This is a genomic window from Rhodococcus sp. OK302 (assembly GCF_002245895.1).
Taxonomy (GTDB): Bacteria; Actinomycetota; Actinomycetes; order Mycobacteriales; family Mycobacteriaceae; genus Rhodococcus_F.
In genome coordinates this window covers 4,638,377-4,656,599 of the sequence record NZ_NPJZ01000001.1, presented here as the reverse complement: position 1 = coordinate 4,656,599, position 18,223 = coordinate 4,638,377, and the positions used below count along the sequence as shown (strand labels likewise).

The 18,223-nt window shown below is 60.0% G+C and carries 17 protein-coding genes; 11 read left to right on the top strand and 6 right to left on the bottom strand.

Going from position 1 to position 18,223, the window contains the following annotated elements; all coding sequences use genetic code 11:
* Positions 1-9 precede the first annotated feature (9 nt).
* A complete protein-coding gene (locus BDB13_RS21280) occupies positions 10-2,655 on the bottom strand; it encodes a helix-turn-helix transcriptional regulator (RefSeq protein ID WP_369597456.1) in 2,646 nt (881 codons plus the stop codon).
* Positions 2,656-3,219: 564 nt separating this feature from the next.
* Between BDB13_RS21280 and BDB13_RS21275 the strand changes: the two genes are divergently transcribed.
* Positions 3,220-3,414, top strand: coding sequence for a hypothetical protein (locus tag BDB13_RS21275; RefSeq protein ID WP_094273582.1), 195 nt, complete (start codon positions 3,220-3,222; stop codon positions 3,412-3,414).
* A 33-nt stretch (positions 3,415-3,447) separates the two neighbouring features.
* On the opposite strand, the gene BDB13_RS33075 is transcribed toward BDB13_RS21275, so the two are convergent.
* Positions 3,448-3,792 (bottom strand): ANTAR domain-containing protein, encoded by a 345-nt coding sequence (locus BDB13_RS33075; RefSeq protein ID WP_254922902.1) that lies wholly within the window; start codon positions 3,790-3,792, stop codon positions 3,448-3,450.
* A gap of 185 nt (positions 3,793-3,977) precedes the next feature.
* Positions 3,978-4,646, bottom strand: a complete 669-nt coding sequence (locus tag BDB13_RS21265; RefSeq protein WP_176459642.1) for a TetR/AcrR family transcriptional regulator — start codon at positions 4,644-4,646, stop codon at positions 3,978-3,980.
* Positions 4,647-4,736: 90 nt separating this feature from the next.
* On the opposite strand from BDB13_RS21265, the gene BDB13_RS21260 reads away from it, so the two are divergent.
* Positions 4,737-6,170, top strand: a complete 1,434-nt coding sequence (locus BDB13_RS21260; protein ID WP_094273580.1) for an MFS transporter — start codon at positions 4,737-4,739, stop codon at positions 6,168-6,170.
* 85 nt (positions 6,171-6,255) lie between these two features.
* On the opposite strand, the gene BDB13_RS21255 is transcribed toward BDB13_RS21260, so the two are convergent.
* Positions 6,256-6,912, bottom strand: a complete 657-nt coding sequence (locus BDB13_RS21255) for a GNAT family N-acetyltransferase (protein ID WP_094275081.1) — start codon at positions 6,910-6,912, stop codon at positions 6,256-6,258.
* 138 nt (positions 6,913-7,050) lie between these two features.
* Here BDB13_RS21255 and BDB13_RS21250 point away from each other — a divergent pair, with 138 nt between their 5' ends.
* The 5 genes from BDB13_RS21250 to BDB13_RS21230 all read left to right on the top strand — a co-directional run bounded on the left by BDB13_RS21250 (position 7,051) and on the right by BDB13_RS21230 (position 13,319).
* Positions 7,051-8,433, top strand: coding sequence for an MFS transporter (locus BDB13_RS21250; RefSeq protein ID WP_094273579.1), 1,383 nt, complete (start codon positions 7,051-7,053; stop codon positions 8,431-8,433).
* Positions 8,420-9,916 (top strand): pyridoxal phosphate-dependent decarboxylase family protein, encoded by a 1,497-nt coding sequence (locus BDB13_RS21245; RefSeq protein ID WP_094273578.1) that lies wholly within the window; start codon positions 8,420-8,422, stop codon positions 9,914-9,916. The genes BDB13_RS21250 and BDB13_RS21245 overlap by 14 nt, the downstream gene beginning before the upstream one ends.
* A 96-nt stretch (positions 9,917-10,012) precedes the next feature.
* On the top strand, positions 10,013-11,302 hold the full coding sequence (locus BDB13_RS21240) for an SAM-dependent methyltransferase (protein WP_094273577.1): 1,290 nt from the start codon (positions 10,013-10,015) through the stop codon (positions 11,300-11,302).
* A 64-nt stretch (positions 11,303-11,366) separates the two neighbouring features.
* Positions 11,367-12,596: a lipase family protein gene (locus tag BDB13_RS21235; protein ID WP_441347241.1), complete on the top strand. Its 1,230-nt coding sequence runs from the start codon at positions 11,367-11,369 to the stop codon at positions 12,594-12,596.
* 51 nt (positions 12,597-12,647) lie between these two features.
* Positions 12,648-13,319: a DUF1345 domain-containing protein gene (locus BDB13_RS21230; RefSeq protein ID WP_094273575.1), complete on the top strand. Its 672-nt coding sequence runs from the start codon at positions 12,648-12,650 to the stop codon at positions 13,317-13,319.
* A gap of 8 nt (positions 13,320-13,327) precedes the next feature.
* Here BDB13_RS21230 and BDB13_RS21225 read toward each other — a convergent pair whose 3' ends face one another.
* Complete coding sequence (locus BDB13_RS21225; protein WP_094273574.1) at positions 13,328-13,957, bottom strand: LysE family transporter; 630 nt, start codon at positions 13,955-13,957, stop codon at positions 13,328-13,330.
* A 105-nt stretch (positions 13,958-14,062) separates the two neighbouring features.
* Between BDB13_RS21225 and BDB13_RS21220 the strand changes: the two genes are divergently transcribed.
* The 4 genes from BDB13_RS21220 (at position 14,063) to BDB13_RS21205 (ending at position 16,606) form a co-directional block, all read left to right on the top strand.
* Positions 14,063-14,719 (top strand): nitroreductase family protein, encoded by a 657-nt coding sequence (locus BDB13_RS21220; protein ID WP_094273573.1) that lies wholly within the window; start codon positions 14,063-14,065, stop codon positions 14,717-14,719.
* Positions 14,713-15,033, top strand: a complete 321-nt coding sequence (locus BDB13_RS21215) for a dihydrofolate reductase family protein (RefSeq protein WP_094273572.1) — start codon at positions 14,713-14,715, stop codon at positions 15,031-15,033. Before BDB13_RS21220 ends, BDB13_RS21215 begins: the two co-directional genes overlap by 7 nt.
* Positions 15,034-15,107: 74 nt before the next feature.
* Positions 15,108-16,250 (top strand): RNA-guided endonuclease InsQ/TnpB family protein, encoded by a 1,143-nt coding sequence (locus tag BDB13_RS21210; RefSeq protein WP_094273571.1) that lies wholly within the window; start codon positions 15,108-15,110, stop codon positions 16,248-16,250.
* 74 nt (positions 16,251-16,324) lie between these two features.
* Positions 16,325-16,606, top strand: coding sequence for a dihydrofolate reductase family protein (locus BDB13_RS21205; RefSeq protein ID WP_369597474.1), 282 nt, complete (start codon positions 16,325-16,327; stop codon positions 16,604-16,606).
* Positions 16,607-16,623: 17 nt separating this feature from the next.
* Here BDB13_RS21205 and BDB13_RS21200 read toward each other — a convergent pair whose 3' ends face one another.
* Positions 16,624-18,024, bottom strand: a complete 1,401-nt coding sequence (locus BDB13_RS21200) for a WS/DGAT/MGAT family O-acyltransferase (RefSeq protein WP_094273569.1) — start codon at positions 18,022-18,024, stop codon at positions 16,624-16,626.
* Positions 18,025-18,223 lie beyond the last annotated feature (199 nt).

Below are 18,223 nucleotides of genomic sequence, written 5' to 3'. Positions count from 1 at the left end.
TGATGAGTTTCAGTCAGCCGGTGGCCCGGTTCGAGTCAGGCCTTCCGAGGGGAGCCAGATGCGAATGGCCACGGCGCCCTTTCGGTTGGTGACTCCGAGTTTGCGATAGAGCGAACTCTTCTGGGATTTGATCGTATTCACCGACACAAACAGCGCTTTCGCGATTTCCACCGTCGTCATATTGGTGCGCAGATACCCGAGCACTTCCAATTCTCGTCGCGACAGACTGTGTCCCGACAAATGATGGTGGGGTGAAATTTCGCTGCTCGATGCCAATGCGGCACCCAAGAACTCCGTGTGTTTCGATCCCCAGCGCGAGTGTGCGGCGAGCAGGTCGCGAAGGTCTTTGTGCCCCTCGACGTAGGGGCGCAAAATCGCCTGCGGTTCCGCAATATCCAAACTTTCCTCGAGGATTTGATGAGCGGGCACCGACTCGCCTCGGCTGCTGCGTATGAGCGCCAACGTCACCATCGCACTGACTCTGACATAATTTGGTGCGGCAATATTTGTCAGCGGTGCGACCAGTTCGACTGCGCGAACATCGTCGCCGGTCCGGCGATGCAACTCGCCGACCATTGCCGCGACAGCAGGGACGTACTGAAAGTTCGCAATCCCGTTGGCGATAGCAACCGCTAGGTCTGAGTGACCTCGGGCTTCGGCAATCTTGGCCTGAGCGATTTGTTTGTAGATCAACCACGGAACGCCATGCGCCTCCGCCTCATTGACAGACGCCAGCTCGGCTTCTGCGGAGTCGAGGGTGTCGGAATTGCCGGCGGTGCTGGCGATGAAGGCTCGGTGGACCCGGGCGAGGTCTGCGTACGGTGCGTCGCTGCTGCTGGAGAGAATTACCTGCTGGAGCTTTTTGTCGGACTGCTCGAGATCGTTTCTCCAGTAATGCACGAAGCCTTCGGAAAAGGGCTCGATACCGGCATCGTAAATGTCCCAGTGATTGTCGTCCGGCCCGTCGGTGAGCGATGGATCAAGAGCCATGGCGGCGTTGAAATCGCCTTTGAAGGCCAGCGCAAATCGTAGATTTGCCGACGCGCGACGTGCGATGGTGACTTGCCCGACAACCTGACATTCGCGAACGGCAGTGCTGAGCAAACGAATGGCTTGGTCAGGGTCGCGGCGCAACCTCAGCTCGGTCCAGCCGAGGAGGAACACGGCGCAACTGTAGGTGGTCGGAATCAATTCATGAGAACCACGGAGCAGTCGTGAGACGGTGTCGCACGTGGCGATGAGCTGGGGATGGCTGTCCGCCAGGAGCAGCTCACTGATTGCGGTAACGAGGGTCAAGGATTCGGCCACTGCGGGGTCACGCGCCATCGCGGCGCGGGCCTGATCGAAGAGCATTGATGCCCCGGTTCGGTCGCCGAGAACATCGCGGACGCATGCGCGAACCGCGCAGATCATGGCGCTGTCGCGCCAGGGTGCGGGTAGTGAAAGGCATTGCATTTCAAGCACATCAGCTTGGGAGGTCACTACGAGATCAAGCCAGTGAGTGTGGATGACTTGTGCAGCATACTGCGGATCTTTCCCACGCAACGCAAGAGTGACAGCCTTTAACGGGTACTGCGACTGGACATGCTCGGCTGCGACGCGGCACAAGTTGTCGGCTTGCGCAGTGTCGTCACGGCTGAGAATGATTCGACAATGGCTGGCGAATACCGAATGCCACCGATAGATCGACCGATTATGCGAGTCCACGTAGCGGTCGAGAAACAAGCCGGTGTCGACGCATTCTCGGAGAAGCAGTTCTGCATCTGATCGCCCGGTCAGCGCAGTAGCGAGAACGGCATCCAAACGCGAGGAGGTAGTTGTCGCCAAGATGAAATCGGCAAGGTCAGGACGTAGTTGCGCCAAAACGTGATCGGCAACGTAGTCGGTCAATCGGAACGTGTCGCTCGGTGATGAGAGCGATGAACGGGCGCCCGGAGCACGATCAAGAATCAGGCGAACGGCTAAAGCCCAACCGCCGGTAGCGTCGAAGATCTGTTCGGCAGCTTCGGGGTTGGCGCTGCGAGGAGTCACGGCGCGAAGTGCGGCAATCTCGCCTTCGGTGAAATTCAAATCGACGGCACTGATACTCGACTGTTCATGATCAGGTCGACGACGTAGAAGTGGAGGTTGGCCTCGACCTGCCAGGATTATTCGGAGCGTGGGGAAGGGGCGCTCGATGAGATCCGCGAGCACGCTGTCTGCCAGCGCCGGTCCAGCATGATGCGCATCATCGATGACCAGGACAACGGGCGTGTCGAGTGTTGCGAAAAGCCTCCACAATGCCTCGTATGCTGCCCCCGGATCCGCCAGGTTGGGATCCAGCGTCGATAGCTCCGATGTTAGATTTTGTTCCCAATTCGAGGCCCCGTATTGAAAAGCGGAAATGAGACCTCGCAGTATCCGCTGCGGGGTTGTGTCGTATCGAGTGAGCGTCAGCCACGCGACGGGGTTTTCCGTTCCCCGGGTCCATTGCGCTAGTGCTTGGCTTTTCCCAGAGCCGCCAGGCGCAGTGATTACGGTGACTGATGATCGAAGAACTGCGGCATCAATGACAGCATCGATGCGTGGGCGGTTGATTGATTCCGGGGGGCTCTCCGGGGGTGTGAGGAGGAACCAGGGGGAACGCGACCATTCGGGTGCAGAAGCGACAATCACCCCATAACAGTAGGTTGTGCCGTAGGTCCCGTGACTTGCGGCGGTAGATTTTGGGCAAATTCAGTCGATGCATATGATCTCGAAAATCGTGCATTTGCATTCACTATCGAAGCTCCGGCAACCACGACGATTGTTCCTTGGATAGACCAGCCACTGGTGAAGAAATCCCACGACGGTGTAACGAATTGTGCTGCGACTCCGGATATGTAAGTTGCAAAGGATATCTGGGTCCTCGCGATTTCGGAGAAGAAGAGGAGTGATCATGGCCAACCGGTTGGCGCGCCGGACGGGTGCTGCGGCGCTCGCCGTTGTCGGGGTGGGTACCGCGGTGGCAGTCAGAGGAGGCTCGTCAATCCGCAGAACGCAGTCTGTCAGGGAACGATTACAGTAGTGCCCGGGCGATAATTCGGAAACGTCCGATTGGCGGTGTTGTGTGGGTTGAATCTTGACTGTGTGTATTCGAGATTCTGGCGCGCGCAGGGGTTTCCGGCAAATCGATCATCTCGGGATTGCTTGGTAGAGTGGAATATTCAGGTATATGGTTCGCGTAGCGAGGACAAAAATGTGTCCTCCGTCTGGCTGCTGGCAGCGGTCGGATTCCGTGATGAGGAAGGCCCAACAATGTTCGATGTATCCGCCGCAATCAAATCTTTCTTCTACATCGTTTTCGAAAGTGCCTCATTGAGCTATCGGCTCAACGCCGGCTCGGTAACCGGAAGTGCGACTGGTAGTTCGGCGGGCAGCCTCGACGGTTCTTAGATGTGACCATATCTGTCGGTCGGTGCAGGTGGCTCAGTGCTGGAGCAGTATCTGATCGAATCGGTTTCGCAGCACGGTCGATACATGAAAATTTTCACGCACCCGCGTAATGAGCTGCTCTGCCACGGTTTTCAGTTTGGTGTTGGTCTCCTGTGACCTCCAGACGACGATGTCGAACGCGCGATCGGCCGGGACCCCGTACACGACCATAAGCATGCCTTTGGCTTGTTCGATAACGCTGCGCGAGATGGCGATTTCACTGACAATTTCGTCGACAGATTCCTTCTTCGTGGGGCCGTGCGACTCCGTGACATCGATGTAGAAACCGGAACTGCCTACGACGTCACCCGATTTGTCGACGACTCTATCGCCGACCATGACCACCGATCGAGTAGCTCCAGCGGTATCGATGATTCTGTGTCGACTACTGAATGGGCCACCTGATGTCCGGATCGCATGCAAGGTCTGCGTGACATGGCGGAGGTCATCGGGGTGTTTATGAGAGCAACAGTTTTGTTGTCGGAACGATCTGTCTCGGTGTGTAGCCGTGAATCCGACTACTTTCAGCCATTGATGCTGTTTAGCTGCAGCCACTCCTGCCAACTCGAAGGTTTGCCGGCAACTGCGGAGCCTTCAGTAGCTACAGCCCGAAGTCCGCAGAGCACGTAGCTGAGTTCGCGAAGATGGATCTCATTCGAGCGTTCCCGGTTCACTGGCAGATTCGGCCGCAGATGCATGATCGTAAGCATGATGTCGGCGGGGCCGTAATGATCCGGGATCAGTTTCAGTCGACGGTCCACTGCTATCACGGATTCGAGGGCCTTCTCGAGACGATCGGCAAGCGCGTCGATCTCGGGGTTCGTTTTCATATGGCGGCCAAAAGTCGAGACCAGGGGTGCGGAGGCTTCGACGATGTTGCGGTGGAGGAAGATTTCGACAGCAGAATCCGGGTGGCCGGGCGTTTCGGCGGTTGCAGCGCAGGTGTCTGCCAGCTCGATAATCTGTTCTAGAGCGAGAATCCGCAGCGCGTTCACCAGCACGGGTTTACTGGGATAGCGGCGATAGATACTGGCTACGCCGATTCCAGCGCGAGCGGCTATGTCGGACATGGGCGCCCCCCAGCCGTACTCGTAGAACACCTCGCGGGCCGCTTTCAGGATCGAGTCATCGTTGTTTTGCGCCTCACGAGCGCGGCCGCGCAGGGGAGGGTTTCCGGAGTTGGTGGGAGTCACGTCGTCACGGTACCGCTGATTGCCGTACGGTTCTATCGGAATGGAATATTCCGTTCCGTTCAAATTCTTATCAGACAGAATCGAGCAACGATGCCATCCGCGCCATCAGATGCAACCACCCGACATGTGGAGGGTGCCCCCGCCATCGAGGCCGGGGGGCGCTTTCTGGTGCTGTCGTTGGCGGTGGCAGTTCTTGCCTTTTCGATGATGCAGACCCTCCTGGTTCCAGCGCTGCCCACCTTCATGGGGGAATTTGGGATCGATGCGCCGTTGGCGGGCTGGATCCTCACCAGTTACCTCCTCTGCGGCGCCGTGGCCGCACCCATCCTCGGGTCGCTTGGGGATCGGTACGGCCATCGAAAAATCATGATCGTAACGTTGGCGATCTTCGTGATGGGCAGTGTCCTGGCCGCCGTTGCCGGGAGCTTTGCGGTACTCCTGTTCGGCCGAATTTTGCAAGGTGTGAGTACTGCTACTTTCCCTCTCGCCCTGGCGATAGTTCGGCGCCACCTATCGGGGGCGCCGCAGCGAGCTGCATTCGGCTGGCTTAGCGGGACCCTTGGTCTCGGTGCCGGCGCGGCGCTCGTGATCGGCGGCGTTGTTCTTGAAGCTGCCTCGTGGCAAGTGCTTTTTGTAATCGGGGCGCTGATGGGCGGCACGGCGTTGATGCTGGTGGTCTTCTTCGTTCCGGCCTCGTCCAGGGGCACTGCATCCCGGACTGACTGGGTGGGCACTGCGCTGCTGGTCGTCGGGCTCGTTTCGCTGTTGCTCGCGATCTCGCAAGGCGGGAGTTGGGGTTGGATCTCACTGCCGGTGCTGGGATTGTTCCTGCTCGCCGTCATATCGCTTTTTGCGTTGGTAGTCGTGGAACTCCGGATCACAACACCATTGATCGATATGCGCACTCTGGCACGGCCGGCGCTTGCCGTGACCAACGGGCTCACACTCTTCCTCGGATTTATCCCGTACATCTTCTACGTCGGTCTGCCGGTTCTGCTTCAGGCTCCGCTGGCATCCGGCAATGGACACGGATTCACAGTGACCGAAACTGGACTCGCCCTACTGCCCGGGGCAATCCTGGTGTTCCTCGGTGGTCGATTCGCGCCGCTGCTGATTCTGCGCATCGGCGCCAAGTCCACGGCGTTTCTGGCGCTTACTCTCATGGGCATTGGGAGCATCGGAGTGGCGATCGCGCCGGGCAACCTTGCGATGGTGGTGGTGTTCTTCTCACTCGTCGGGCTCGGCAACGGTGTTGGGTTTTCCGTCTGCGCTGATCTTGTCGCAAGCCTTGCTCCACGCGACGAAGTGGCTGCTGCCATGGGGGTCAACGGTGTGCTGCGCACCGTCGGATCTGCACTGGGGGCCCCGATCGCCACGGTCGTCTTGGCCACGGTTGCGGTCTCCGAAGCGGGGGCTGCTACCTTGCCGTCGTTCTCGACGCTCTTCATCGTTGCCGCTGCGGTGAGTGCCCTCGGCGCGGTGCTAACGCTTGCACTCCGCGGTGAGTCGGGTGGTAGGAAATAGGGCAAAAATTCGCTAGGGCAAGGGGATTGACGCATCGCAACAGTGGCAGTCCTCCAGATTCAAGAGTCGCGAAGAGGGGCATTTCTCACACAATCTCAAGCATGGATCGAATAGCCTCGGAACCGCGAACGACGACGGGTTCCAGTGGTCGCACAAAACCCGGGGGATCCAGGGTGAGGAATTGTTGCACCGTCATCCGGCCGGAATCGGTTAGCCGGTCCATACTTCCCGCGTCGTGGTAGCCGATTTTCCGGGACACGGTGAGCGATGCAGGATTGTCGGCAAACGAGGTCGAGGTGATTCGGGTGGCGCCCAGGTGGTCGAAAGCGAACGCGCACATCGATTGCCTGGCGAGAGTGCCGAGACCACGTCCCTGAAATTCCTGCCCGATCCACGACCCGGTTTCGCCAGTACGAGTCTCCGGAAAGTTCTTGGTAGACAACCCTTGGCAGCCCACTATCGTGCCGTCGATTCGAATGACGGTTTCGAATGTCCATGCTGTGGGAGTCATCGACCCGCGAATCGACCAGTGGTACTGCATGAATCGTCGAGATACTTCGTCAGGTGTCCCGGTGGTCCACGGCACGACAAATGGCATCTGGCCAGCCGGATGGATGCCGGCTCGAATCAGTGCGTCGAGTTCGGGTAAGTGCTCGTCTTTCACCGATTCGAGGCTGATCGGTCCGCATGAAATCGTGACACCGTGCGGCGGCCAGAGCGGCGCCAAAGGATGGGTTGTCATCTCGATGACCTTCGGTTGTGTGCGCGGGATCGTCGGTGTGCTTGTGTCGTCCAAGTTTTACATGCGGTCGGAGCAGATTATGCGGACTTCGCGTCTTCGGGATTCTTTTTGCTTCAAGACTGGAGTCGGGCACATAGTGTGTGGACGGTGACCACAGAGAAGCCCGTGCAGAGCGGTGAGCGCCGAGTCGACGGACGGCTGTCGAAGGGTGTTGTTGCTGCATATGCCGCCGGAAGTATCGGGACCGGAGGTTTTGGTGTGCTTCCGGGGTTGGTACTGGCGTACTACCTGACCGACACTCTCGGTGTGGCGGCCGGATTGGCGTCGTTGGTGGTAATCGTTCCGAAAATTGCGGACGTCCTGATCGATCCGTTGATCGGAACCATCAGTGATCGAAGTTCACATCGAACCGGTACCCGCGTGCCACTGATGCTGGTCGGGTCGTTCGCCCTTCCGCTGCTGTTCATCCTTACCTTTGCGGCACCGGTATCCGGCGGCTCCGGCGTCGGAGCCGCCTGGGTACTGGTGTTCTTTCTTCTGGCGGCAAGCGCGTACAGCCTTTTCCAGGTGCCGTACATTGCCCTACCCACCGAATTGACCGGTGACTATCACGAGCGCACCCGCCTGATCTCCGTCCGAATAGCCGTGCTGGCCTTGGCAATTCTGTTGATCGGCGGAGGTGGCCCCGCGTTGCGCAACGTAGCGGGCGGGGGAGCGGAGGGTTATCTGGTCATGGCTGTGGGTGTATCCGCAGTGATGTGCGGCGCGATGCTGTGGGCTGTGTACGGCGCCGCAACTCGCACCGTGACTCGTGCCGACGCTCCGGTGGGTTCGCTTCTCTCGCAATACCGCGACGGGTTCGATGCAATTCGCAGCACTCGATCGTTCCGCCTGCTCGTGATCGTTTTTGTTCTTCAAGCTCTCGCGACGGCGGTGATGTTGGCTGGGGCTCAGTATCTCGCTACCTACGTAATGGGAAACGAAGATGCCATCACCGGATTGTTTGCGGCCTTGGTCGGACCGGCCCTGCTCATCATGCCGCTGTGGTATCGCTACTCGCGTCGCCACGGCAAACTTCGCGGCTACGTTGTGTCGTCGATCATCTTTGTTGTGGCGACACTGCTTTTAGCCTGTGCAGCGTTCGGCAGCGGAGTCTGGATCTACGGCGCCGTCGGGTTGGCCGGCGTCGGGTACGCCGGTATGCAGGTTTTCCCGTTGGCGATGCTTCCCGAGGCGATCGAGGACGACGCCCGGATCGGTGGACGTCAGCGAGGCGGTTCGTTGAGCGGAATCTGGACTGCCGCTGAAACGGCAGGCCTCGCGCTCGGGCCGGCGGTGTTCTTGCTTTTTCTTGCGTCGACAGGCTTCGTGTCCTCGCAGGCCGGAAAGGCCGTGGACCAACCGGATTCGGCGATCACCGGGATCGCACTGGGCTTCTCGGTGGCGCCGGCTGTTCTGGTGATGATCAGCCTTGCAGTACTGCGCGCCTACAACACACAGGAGAACGATGACCGCCACTGAAACAACATCCATCGAGAGCCGGTCCGCCGAAGTACTCGAGAGACTTCGTAGCCTCCGTGAAGACGATGCTCCCACCCACGGCGGTCGGGTCCTGTCGTATGTCTACGACAGCGGATTGGCTGCACTGGATCAGTTGGCCACGGATGCGGCCGGACTCGTGCAACCCGTCAACGGCCTGGATCCCACGGTGTTCCCGTCCACAGCAGTGATGGAACGCGAACTCGTAGGATTCGCTCGTGGATTCCTCCACGGCGACGACGAGGTGGTCGGCAACGTCACCAGCGGCGGTACCGAAAGTTGCATTCTGGCAGTCAAAGCGGCTCGTGACCTTCGCGGTCTTCCACCAGGGCAAGGCTCTCTGGTTCTTCCGACCACAGCTCACGCTGCGTTTCACAAGGCAGCACATCTGCTCGGTCTGGCGCTCGTGTTGGTGCCGGTCGATCCGGAATCCGGCCGCGTCGCCGCTGCGGATATAGAGGAGGCACTTCGCGACGACACCGTACTGATCGTGGCCTCAGCTCCGAGCTATCCGTTTGCTGCCCTCGATCCGATCATCGAGATTGCGGAAGTAGCTCGCATACAATCAATTCCGCTTCACGTTGACGCCTGCATCGGGGGATTGGCGTTGCCGTGGTGGGGTGAACTGCCCGCCTGGGATTTCCGAGTTCCCGGCGTTACGAGTATCTCCGCGGACCTCCATAAGTACGGATACTCACCGAAAGGTGCCTCGGTGATCTTGTACCGCGGACGAGATCTCCACCGCAAGCAGTATTTCGGTCTCACATCGTGGCCGGGCTACCCCGTGGTCAATCCAACGTTGATGGGTTCCAAATCCGTTGCGGCGCTTGCCGGAGCCTGGGCAATTTCCCAGGTTCTCGGGGAGTCGGGATACGCAGAGTTGGTGCAGCAGGCAAAGCGAGCGACGGACTCCCTGGTGGCGGTAGTCGGTACCATCGAAGGGTTGCGCGTCGTCGGAACGCCGGTCGGCCCACTGTTTGCCGTCGCCGCTGACGAATCGGTTTCGGTCGATCGGCGAGTCGATCCGCACCGATGGGTCACAGCTGTCGGCGCTCGAGGCTTTGTGCTGCAAGGACAACCGGCGTCGACGCAACCCGATGGCACGGCGCTTCCTCGAACCACTCACTTGACCATTACACCCGTCACGGAAAGTGTTCTCGATGAGCTGTCGAGTGCGTTGACAGTGGGTGCTGACGAGGTTCGGGGACTGCCTGCAGCGGGTCCGCCCCCGGCCTTGGCAGAGCTTGCAGTGGCATTCGAGCGCGGCGACGTAAGCGTCGACGATGTTCTTGCACTGCCGAGTGAGGCTGTTGCGGCAGCTCTCGCGTCGGCGGGGCTGGATCCGAAGAGCTCGGGGGACTCGCCGCTGGACATGGCGGCGGTCCTTGCCGCCGTCGAAAGCCTGCCGCGAGAGGTGACGACGCGTCTGCTGGTGGAATTCCTGGCGGGGCTCGTAGAACCCTGAGCGAAAGCCGAAACCGGACATACCGCGCGAAATTCTCCACGTTCGGGCGTAGGTTTTGAGTCAGGTGCTGACAAACTTTCTCAGGAGGGTTGGTTCGTGACTGGAGCCGCAACCAAGATTTTGACAGTGTTCGAGGAATTGGTGGGCACGGAACTGCCGATTAGTGTGTGTTGTTGGGACGGGTCGCAGGCCGGTCCACCCGACGCGGCAGCTCGGGTCCATTTCCGCAACCGGCGTGCGCTGCGGAGAGTGCTCTATTCGCCTGACGAACTTGGTTTGGCCAGGGCATATGTATCTGGCGACTTGGACATCGACGGCGACATTTTTGCGCTGCTCGACGTGCCGGATCTGGTCTCGCGGATTGGTGATCACAGAATTTCGGAGATGTCGGCGGGCGCAGTCCTGCGAACCGGCGCCACCTTGGTCGGATTGGGCGCGTTGGGGTTGCCGCCGAAACCTCCGTCCATCGAGATGCGGCGCAAGCCAGGTCGGCGGCACAGTCGATCTCGCGACTCGGAGACCGTCTCGCATCACTACGACGTCGGAAACGCTTTCTACGAACTGTTTTTGGGTCCGAGCATGGTGTATTCATGCGGGTATTGGCCCACCGGGACGCAGACGCTCGAGGATGCCCAACGCGGAAAGCTTGACCTTATCTGCCGCAAACTGGGATTGAAGCCCGGGATGCGACTACTCGATGTCGGCTGCGGGTGGGGATCGATGGCGTTGCATGCGGCGCAGAACTACGGCGTCGAGGTCGTCGGGGTGTCGCTCAGTCACGAACAGGTGGAGTACGCGAAAGGGCGGGTATCCGATGCGGGACTGACGGATCGGATCGAAATCCGGGTGCAGGATTACCGCGACGTCGACGACGGGCCGTACGACGCGATTTCGAGTATCGGTATGTCGGAGCACGTCGGTTTGGCAAATTTGCAGACCTACACCGCTAAGTTGTACGGCTTGCTGAAACCGGAGGGCCGTTTGCTCAATCACGCGATTGCTTCGGTGAAATCATTGCCGGACAAGGTTGTTGACGGACGCAGCTTCATCGACCGGTACATCTTTCCCGACGGTGAGATTCTTTCGTTGAGTAAAACTGTTGACGCTCTGGAACGTTCGGGATTCGAGACTCGGGACAGTGAGTCGCTTCGCGAGCACTACGCACTGACGCTGCGTGCGTGGGTGGCGAACCTTCGGGAGAACTGGGACGCCGCTGTCGGGGAGGTAGGTGCTCCACGTGTCCGTACTTGGCTGCTGTATCTCGCGGCGAGTGCGCTCGGCTTCGAGGAGGCCCATCGACTCACCATTCACCAAGTGCTGGCCGTCAAGCCAGGCGCCCGGGGCACGAGTGGGATGCCGAAATCGAGGGAAGGATGGAGCCTGTGACGTGGCATCTGACTGACGTGACGAGCGCACCATGAGAAGCGGATGGGCATTCGTCGTCGTGACTATGGCGCTGTTGGTGGCAGTGCCACTGACCGCGCAGGCTCAGTCCTCGCCGAACGAGAACTTCTACAACGCAGACGCCGATGACGTGGGCACTCCCGGTTCGGTGATCCGGACGCAGCCACTTCCGCTTGCCGGCGCTCTCGCCGGTATCCCCGGAGTTGGTACGCGCGTGCTGTATTCGAGCACCGATACCCATGATGCCGAGGTTGCAGTATCGGGTTCCTATCTCGAACCGGCTGCCAACTGGGCTGGGCCCGGTCCACGTCCGACGGTAGTGATCGGTCCCGGAACCCAAGGCCAAGGCGATCAGTGTGCGCCGTCGAAGATGTTTCCCACGGCGGGTCAATGGGACCCTGCGACAGGAAGTTTCGGCGTCAACTACGAGGCGGCTTTTGCTTTCGCATTCCTGACTCAGGGTATCCGGGTCTTGGTCACGGACTACATCGGACTCGGTACTCCAGGGGTACACACGTACGTCAATCGAAGTGAAGAAGCGCACGCCATGCTCGACGGCGCCCGGGCAGCACTCAAAGTCGCGCACGCGAACCCGAATGACCCGATCGCACTGTGGGGCCATTCGCAGGGCGGGGGAGCGACCGCGGCGGCGACGGAACTTGCACCTGAATATGCGCCGGACCTGAATCTGGTGGGTAGTTATGCGAGTGCACCGCCTGCAGATCTGGCACGCGTTCTCCGGCACATCGACGGTACCGGTTTGATGGCCGCGATCGGATACACGATCAACGGCGTGACGGACCGGTATCCGGCGGCTCGAGCGGCCATCGAATCGAGGTTGAACGACTATGGTCGATCGGTACTGGCCGATGTGTCCGGCCAATGCCTGATCGATTCGAGAACCAAATACGGAAAGCAGTCGACAGCGTCGTGGACGGTCGATGGTCGACCCCTCGCAGACGTGGTCGAGTCGGTGCCCGAGATCTTGCAGGTCATCGAGGAACAACGCATCGGACGACGCACTCCGACGTCGCCGATTCTGGTGAACGGCGCGATCAATGACGATTTCATTCCGTACGAGCAGACGCGTCAGCTCGTTGACGACTGGTGCTCGCGTGGTGCGTCGGCAACGTTGTTCACGGATACCCTGCCTGCGGTCAATCAGGGAAGCGGAAACAACCACCTGGCGCCTGCCGTGGCGGACTTCGGGGTCGGGATGGCCTACGTGCTCGATCGGTTCAACGGTAAGCCGGTTGTTGGTGCCTGCAATCTATGACTCCGCGCGCCGATCCTCACTTGTCGCGCATCGCGGTGGTTGACTGAGGGCGTGAATGCACGTTCGGAAGATCTACCGGTTGTTCCTGTACCCCGGCGCGCGCTGGGAGCCGGGCCCGCGCTGCGGGTGGCGACGGGATTGATTCTGGGCGTCATTGCCGGGATCGTGGTGGCGTTGGTGGGATATGCGCGCTTTTCGTTCCTGATCGGTTGGGACGTTGCAGCCATGGTCTTCACGGTCTGGACGTGGATTCTGGTCTGGCCCTTCGATGCAACGTTGACGGCAAGCCATTCGACCCGCGAAGAACCTGCTCGCAACGTCGCTCACCTTCTGATCCTCGCTGCGGCGGTGGCCAGCCTCGTCGGAATCGCCTTCCTCCTGCTCGCATCCCCGGATGGTCGTCGGTATCAGTTGGTGGCGGCATCGATTGCCGTTGTCAGCGTGGTTATTTCGTGGCTGGCCGTCCATACACTCTTCGCGCTGGGGTATGCGCGCCTGTATTACAGCGGTCCGGACGGCGGCATCGACTTCAATCAGGAGGAGCCCCCGCGATACAGCGATTTCGGCTATGTCGCGTACACAGTGGGGATGAGCTTCGCGATCTCGGATACGAACTTGACGTCGTCGGACATGCGCGCGATGGCTCTGGGCCACGCACTGTTGTCCTACGTCTTCGGATCGGTGATCGTGGCGTCCGTCGTCAATTTGATTGCCGGACTCTGAAGCGGTTTTCAGGCCACCGCGCGACCGATACTCGAGAGGAAACCGGCTGCACCGAAGAACAGGCCGGCAAAAACACGGTTGGTGGTCTTCTGCTGTTTCGGTGACCGCATGAGCCGCAAGACCCGTGCTGCGAGGCCGGTGTATCCGGTCATCACGATGACATCGACGACGCACATCGTTGCCGCGATGATCAGGTACTGGGGGACCAGCGGCCTGCCCGGATCGAGGAACTGAGGCAACACCGCGAGCATAAAAACTACCGCTTTGGGATTGCTGGCGTTGACCAGGAAACCTCGAAACATCATCATCGGGCCGGAACTGACCGCAGCTGACTCGTCGGTGGTTACCTCGGTGGGTGCAGACCGCCATTGGCGAATACCCAGGTACACCAGATAGGCGACGCCGAACCATTTGATGATCGAGAAGGCGACGGTCGAGTTGGCAAGAATTGCACCGACGCCGGCTGCGACGATTCCGATCTGAAGGAGTAGGCCGAGTTGCAGTCCGAGAATGTTCCAGTAGCCGCGGCGTAGGCCGACGGCAAGACCCGATGACATCGAGGCGATCGCACCGGCGCCGGGGGACAAGCTGATGACCCAGCTTGCGCCGAAGAATGCCAACCACACATGCCAACTCATTACGTGTTCCTTCTTGTTGCGATCATTCGGCCGGGGAGTGCGCCGGGACGGAAAGGGAGTCTAGATGCTGTTCCGAGTGGCGCCGATCGGTGCCATGATCGAGCCATGAACGAATTCCCGGTTCTGGACCTGACTCCCGACGAATTACTGACGACGACGCGAACAGTACGGAAGCGACTGGACCTCACGCGGCCGGTCCCGTTGGATTTGATCAAGGAATGCCTCGAGGTTGCGCTGCAGGCCCCGTCGGGATCGAATCGGCAAGGGTGGCAATGGGTAGTGGTCACCGACCCGGATCTGCGCGCCAGTGTCGGGCAAATCTACAAAGAGGTTACCGACGAATATCTGGTGTCACAGGGCTCGGCGGCAAAGCTGTTCAGCGACAATCCTGAGCGGGCTTCGGTGCAGCAACGCGTCGGAACCAGCGTCGAGTGGCTCGGTAACCATATGGGTGACGTTCCGGTGCTCCTGATTCCGTGTATCAAGGCCGGCAAGACCTTGCCTGCCGGAAACCAGGCAGGTTTGTGGGGATCTCTGCTTCCCGCTGTGTGGAGTTACGCATTGGCGGCGAGAGCCCGCGGTCTGGGAACCGCGTGGACGACCTTGCATCTGCAGCGAGAAGCTGAGGTCGCGGAACTCTTGGGCATCCCGGAAGGCGTCCATCAGGGTGCGTTGATCCCGACGGCCTACTTCACCGGAGAGACGTTCAAACTGGCGGCCCGTGAACCCATCGACAACATCTTGCACGTAGACCGATGGTGAACCTCAACTACATGGCGATCTGCTCGCTGGACGGGTACGTCGCCGACGCCGAGGGGAATTTCGACTGGGCAGCACCGGACGAGGAGGTGCATGCGTTTGTCAACGACCTCGAACGGGACGTGGGCACCTACCTGCTCGGGCGCAGAATGTACGAGACGATGTCTGTGTGGGAGTCGATGGAAGGATTCGATTCATCGCCTGTCACAGACGATTACGGTCGGATTTGGCGGGGAGCCGACAAAATTGTGTACTCCACGACGTTGCCGGCCCCGATGACGGCTCGCACCAGGCTCGGGCGGACGTTTGATCAATGAGCCTTCGGCACAAACCCGGTCGTTCAGGGCCGGGATAGCCGAACCTGTCGGTGGCTGTCGCTAGGGTCTCGGTTATGGCTACGGGGGTGGTGAAGCGGGCATACAAGTACCGTTTCTATCCGACGGACGGTCAAGCGCAGCAGCTTGCCCGCACGTTCGGATGCACTCGTTACGTCTACAACCGTGCGCTCGCGGAGCGCTCGCACGCGTGGCAGCAGGAGCAGCGTCGTGTCTCGTACGGCGATACGTCGAAGATGCTCACCGGCTGGAAACGCGAGCCGGACACCACGTGGTTGGCGGAACCGTCGAAAGGCCCACTGCAGGAAGCCTTGCGACAGTTGCAGGGTGCGTTCGACAAGTTCTGGCGGGGGCAGAACCGGTATCCGAAGTTCAAGAAAAAGGGTGTCTCGAAGGATTCGGCAACATATTTTTCGAACTGCTTCACCTACCGGGGCGGTGTCATTCGGTTGGCGAAACAGGCCGAACCCTTGGACATCCGATGGTCGCGACCGCTACCGGACGGTGCCGTCCCTTCGCAGGTGACGGTGTCCCGTAATTCTCGTGGGCAGTACCATATTTCGATTCTCGTCGAGACCGAGATCGCCTCACTGCTGTCGACGGAACAGACGGTGGGCGTCGATGCCGGAATCACGAGCCTGTTCACGCTCTCGACGGGGGAGAAGATCGACAACCCGCGTCATGAGGCGAAGGATCGTGTCCGGTTGGCGAAAGCGCAACGGGCGCTGGCGAAAAAACAGAAAGGATCCGCGAACCGGGCGAAGGCCCGGTTGAAGGTCGCGAAAATCTATGGGCGTGTTGCTGATCGGCGACGCGACCATCTGCATAAACTCTCCACTCGGCTGGTGCGCGAAAATCAAGTGATCGCCGTCGAGACGTTGAGTGCGGCGAACATGCTGAAGAACCGCAGTTTGTCGCGGGCGATTTCGGATGCGGCGTGGTCGGAGTTCCGGTCGATGCTCGACTACAAAGCCGATTGGTACGGGCGGCGGGTGGTGGCGATCGACCGGTTTTATCCGTCGTCGAAGACCTGCTCGGTGTGTGGGGTTGTGGTCGAGTCGTTGCCGTTGGACGTTCGGGAGTGGACGTGCCGGTGCGGAGCCGTTCACGATCGGGATGTCAATGCTGCGATCAATATTTTGGCCGTCGGACTGGCGGTGTCGGCCTGTGGAGATGGTGTGAGTCCTCTTCTCGTGTAAGCGTGTAGAGGCAACTGTCTGTGAATCAGGAACCCTGGAATGTGAGTTTCAGGGGCAACTGCGGGGTGTGAGCCCTGTGGGGAATCTCGGTCGGTTCACGGCCGAGAGGAAGTCAACCCGAAGCTGTTCGTGCAATGAAGATGTCAGCCGCGCAGGACATTTCGATCGGAGGTCCCACTCTTGCCGCACAGGCGATGAGCGCGGGACTGGTCGACGAGTGCCACCTGTTCTTGTGCCCGATCAGTATCGGTGGGGGATTGAGAGCACTCCCCGCCACTGTGCGACTGGATCTGCATCTACTTGCGGAGAAGACATTTGACAGCGGAGTGATCTACCTGCGCTATCGGCTTGGCTAGGTGAATTTCCAAGGCAGCTACAGGACGATTGCAGTTTCCAGGAGGTCGAGTTCGGTGTCGAGGTGGTCGAGGAGGGAATCGAGGTCCGGGACCGCTTGCCGGCAACTGGTCAGCCCGAAGACGATGTTGTCATCGTTGCTGGTGCACGTGATGTTGAGCGCCTGCCCCGTCGTCGGGATCGACAACGGGTAGAGGGTGTCCAATCGGAAACCGTTCCAGTACAACGGCATACTCGGTCCGGCAATGTTGGAGATGACGAGATTGAACGGCGGTCGTTGTGGGCCTCGGCGGCCGAGGAACATTTCTACTCCGAGCGGGGCCACCCCGAGGGCGCTCATCGCTAGAACCTGCACGGGGCTCATTGAACGGAGTGCGGCCTTTCCGTCGTTCATGCTGGTACGTACAGTTTCGAGGCGGTGTGCAGGCTCGGAAAGGTGGGTTGCCAGATTACACATGAGCACCCCGACCCGATTGCCGGTGGTGTCGACGTCGTTGTCGGGCGCGCGCAGCGAGACGGGAACCATCGCGATCATGGGCGTAGTCGGTAGCGCGTCCCGGTCGTGCAAGTAACTGCGGAGAGCGCCGGCGCACAGTGTCAAGACGATATCGTTGATGGTGGCGTCGGAGTGCTTGGCCAGCAAGCGAATCCGTTCGAGGGGAAAGGTGCGGGCGGCGATGTGGCGGGTTCCGCCGATCGGGACGTTGAACACGGTGCGAGGTGCGGTGAGCGAGACGGCTCCGCCTTTGCCGCGCAACGCTCGGTCCAGGGTGCCCACTGTTGCTGGTATCAGTCCGGCTGCCTCGCCGACTGCTGCCCGAGTGGCTCCCCACAAGGTTTCGCTTAGCGTCGATGTCGACGCGGAGTTGTCCGGAGTTGGCACTGCTGTCACTGGATGCGAAACTTGCCAGGGCGCAGGCATATTCCGGCGGTTGGGGTCGGTGCTCATACTCTCGCGGAGCAGCTTCATCGCGCTTGCCCCGTCGGAAAGTGCGTGATGGATCTTGATGTAGACGGCATATCGGCCGTCGGAAAGTCCTTCGATCAGGTGCATTTCCCACAACGGTCGACTGCGGTCGAGCAATGTGCCGTGCAATCTCGAAACCAAGTTGGTCAGTTCCGTCATTCCACCGGGAGAAGGGAGAGCATCTCGCCGCACGTGGTGTTCCAGATCGATGTCGTCGTCGGCGAGGTTTTCCCATCCCCATTGGCCGAGAGACGTGATGGAACGGCGTGCCCGTTTGCGGAAGACCGGGGCGAGACGACCCGCTGTCAACGCGGTATCGAACATCAAGCGCATATCTGCTGCAGTGGCTCCGTCGGGTGGGGTGAAGATCGCCAGTCCGCCGACGTGCATCGGATGTTCGCGGGATTCGCCGAGCAGAAACAGTGAGTCGGTGGGCGCCATCGGCAACAGCATGCTGGTCCTTCGCTGTTTGTGAAGTTGGGCTCGCACGCGTGCCCGTACTTCTGGAACTGGTAAACGAGTAGGTTCCGTACACCCGCAACGGTGTCATTTGTATGGTTCGCGTCATAGTATTGCGACTCGTGACTCAGTTTTACAGCACGGCGATGGGCTCGCCATTTGGTCAAACGTTCGCTATGGCCAGGAGATTTGT

What these genes read in the sequence shown, in the direction of transcription:
- BDB13_RS33075 (WP_254922902.1), bottom strand. Translation starts at nt 3,792, where the DNA reads ATGGTCGGCGATAGAGTCGTCGACAAATCGGGTGACGTCGTAGGCAGT.
- BDB13_RS21260 (WP_094273580.1), top strand. Translation starts at nt 4,737, where the DNA reads ATGCCATCCGCGCCATCAGATGCAACCACCCGACATGTGGAGGGTGCC.
- BDB13_RS21255 (WP_094275081.1), bottom strand. Translation starts at nt 6,912, where the DNA reads ATGACAACCCATCCTTTGGCGCCGCTCTGGCCGCCGCACGGTGTCACG.
- BDB13_RS21245 (WP_094273578.1), top strand. Translation starts at nt 8,420, where the DNA reads ATGACCGCCACTGAAACAACATCCATCGAGAGCCGGTCCGCCGAAGTA.
- BDB13_RS21235 (WP_441347241.1), top strand. Translation starts at nt 11,367, where the DNA reads ATGGCGCTGTTGGTGGCAGTGCCACTGACCGCGCAGGCTCAGTCCTCG.
- BDB13_RS21225 (WP_094273574.1), bottom strand. Translation starts at nt 13,957, where the DNA reads ATGAGTTGGCATGTGTGGTTGGCATTCTTCGGCGCAAGCTGGGTCATC.
- BDB13_RS21220 (WP_094273573.1), top strand. Translation starts at nt 14,063, where the DNA reads ATGAACGAATTCCCGGTTCTGGACCTGACTCCCGACGAATTACTGACG.
- BDB13_RS21215 (WP_094273572.1), top strand. Translation starts at nt 14,713, where the DNA reads ATGGTGAACCTCAACTACATGGCGATCTGCTCGCTGGACGGGTACGTC.
- BDB13_RS21210 (WP_094273571.1), top strand. Translation starts at nt 15,108, where the DNA reads ATGGCTACGGGGGTGGTGAAGCGGGCATACAAGTACCGTTTCTATCCG.
- BDB13_RS21200 (WP_094273569.1), bottom strand. Translation starts at nt 18,024, where the DNA reads ATGCTGTTGCCGATGGCGCCCACCGACTCACTGTTTCTGCTCGGCGAA.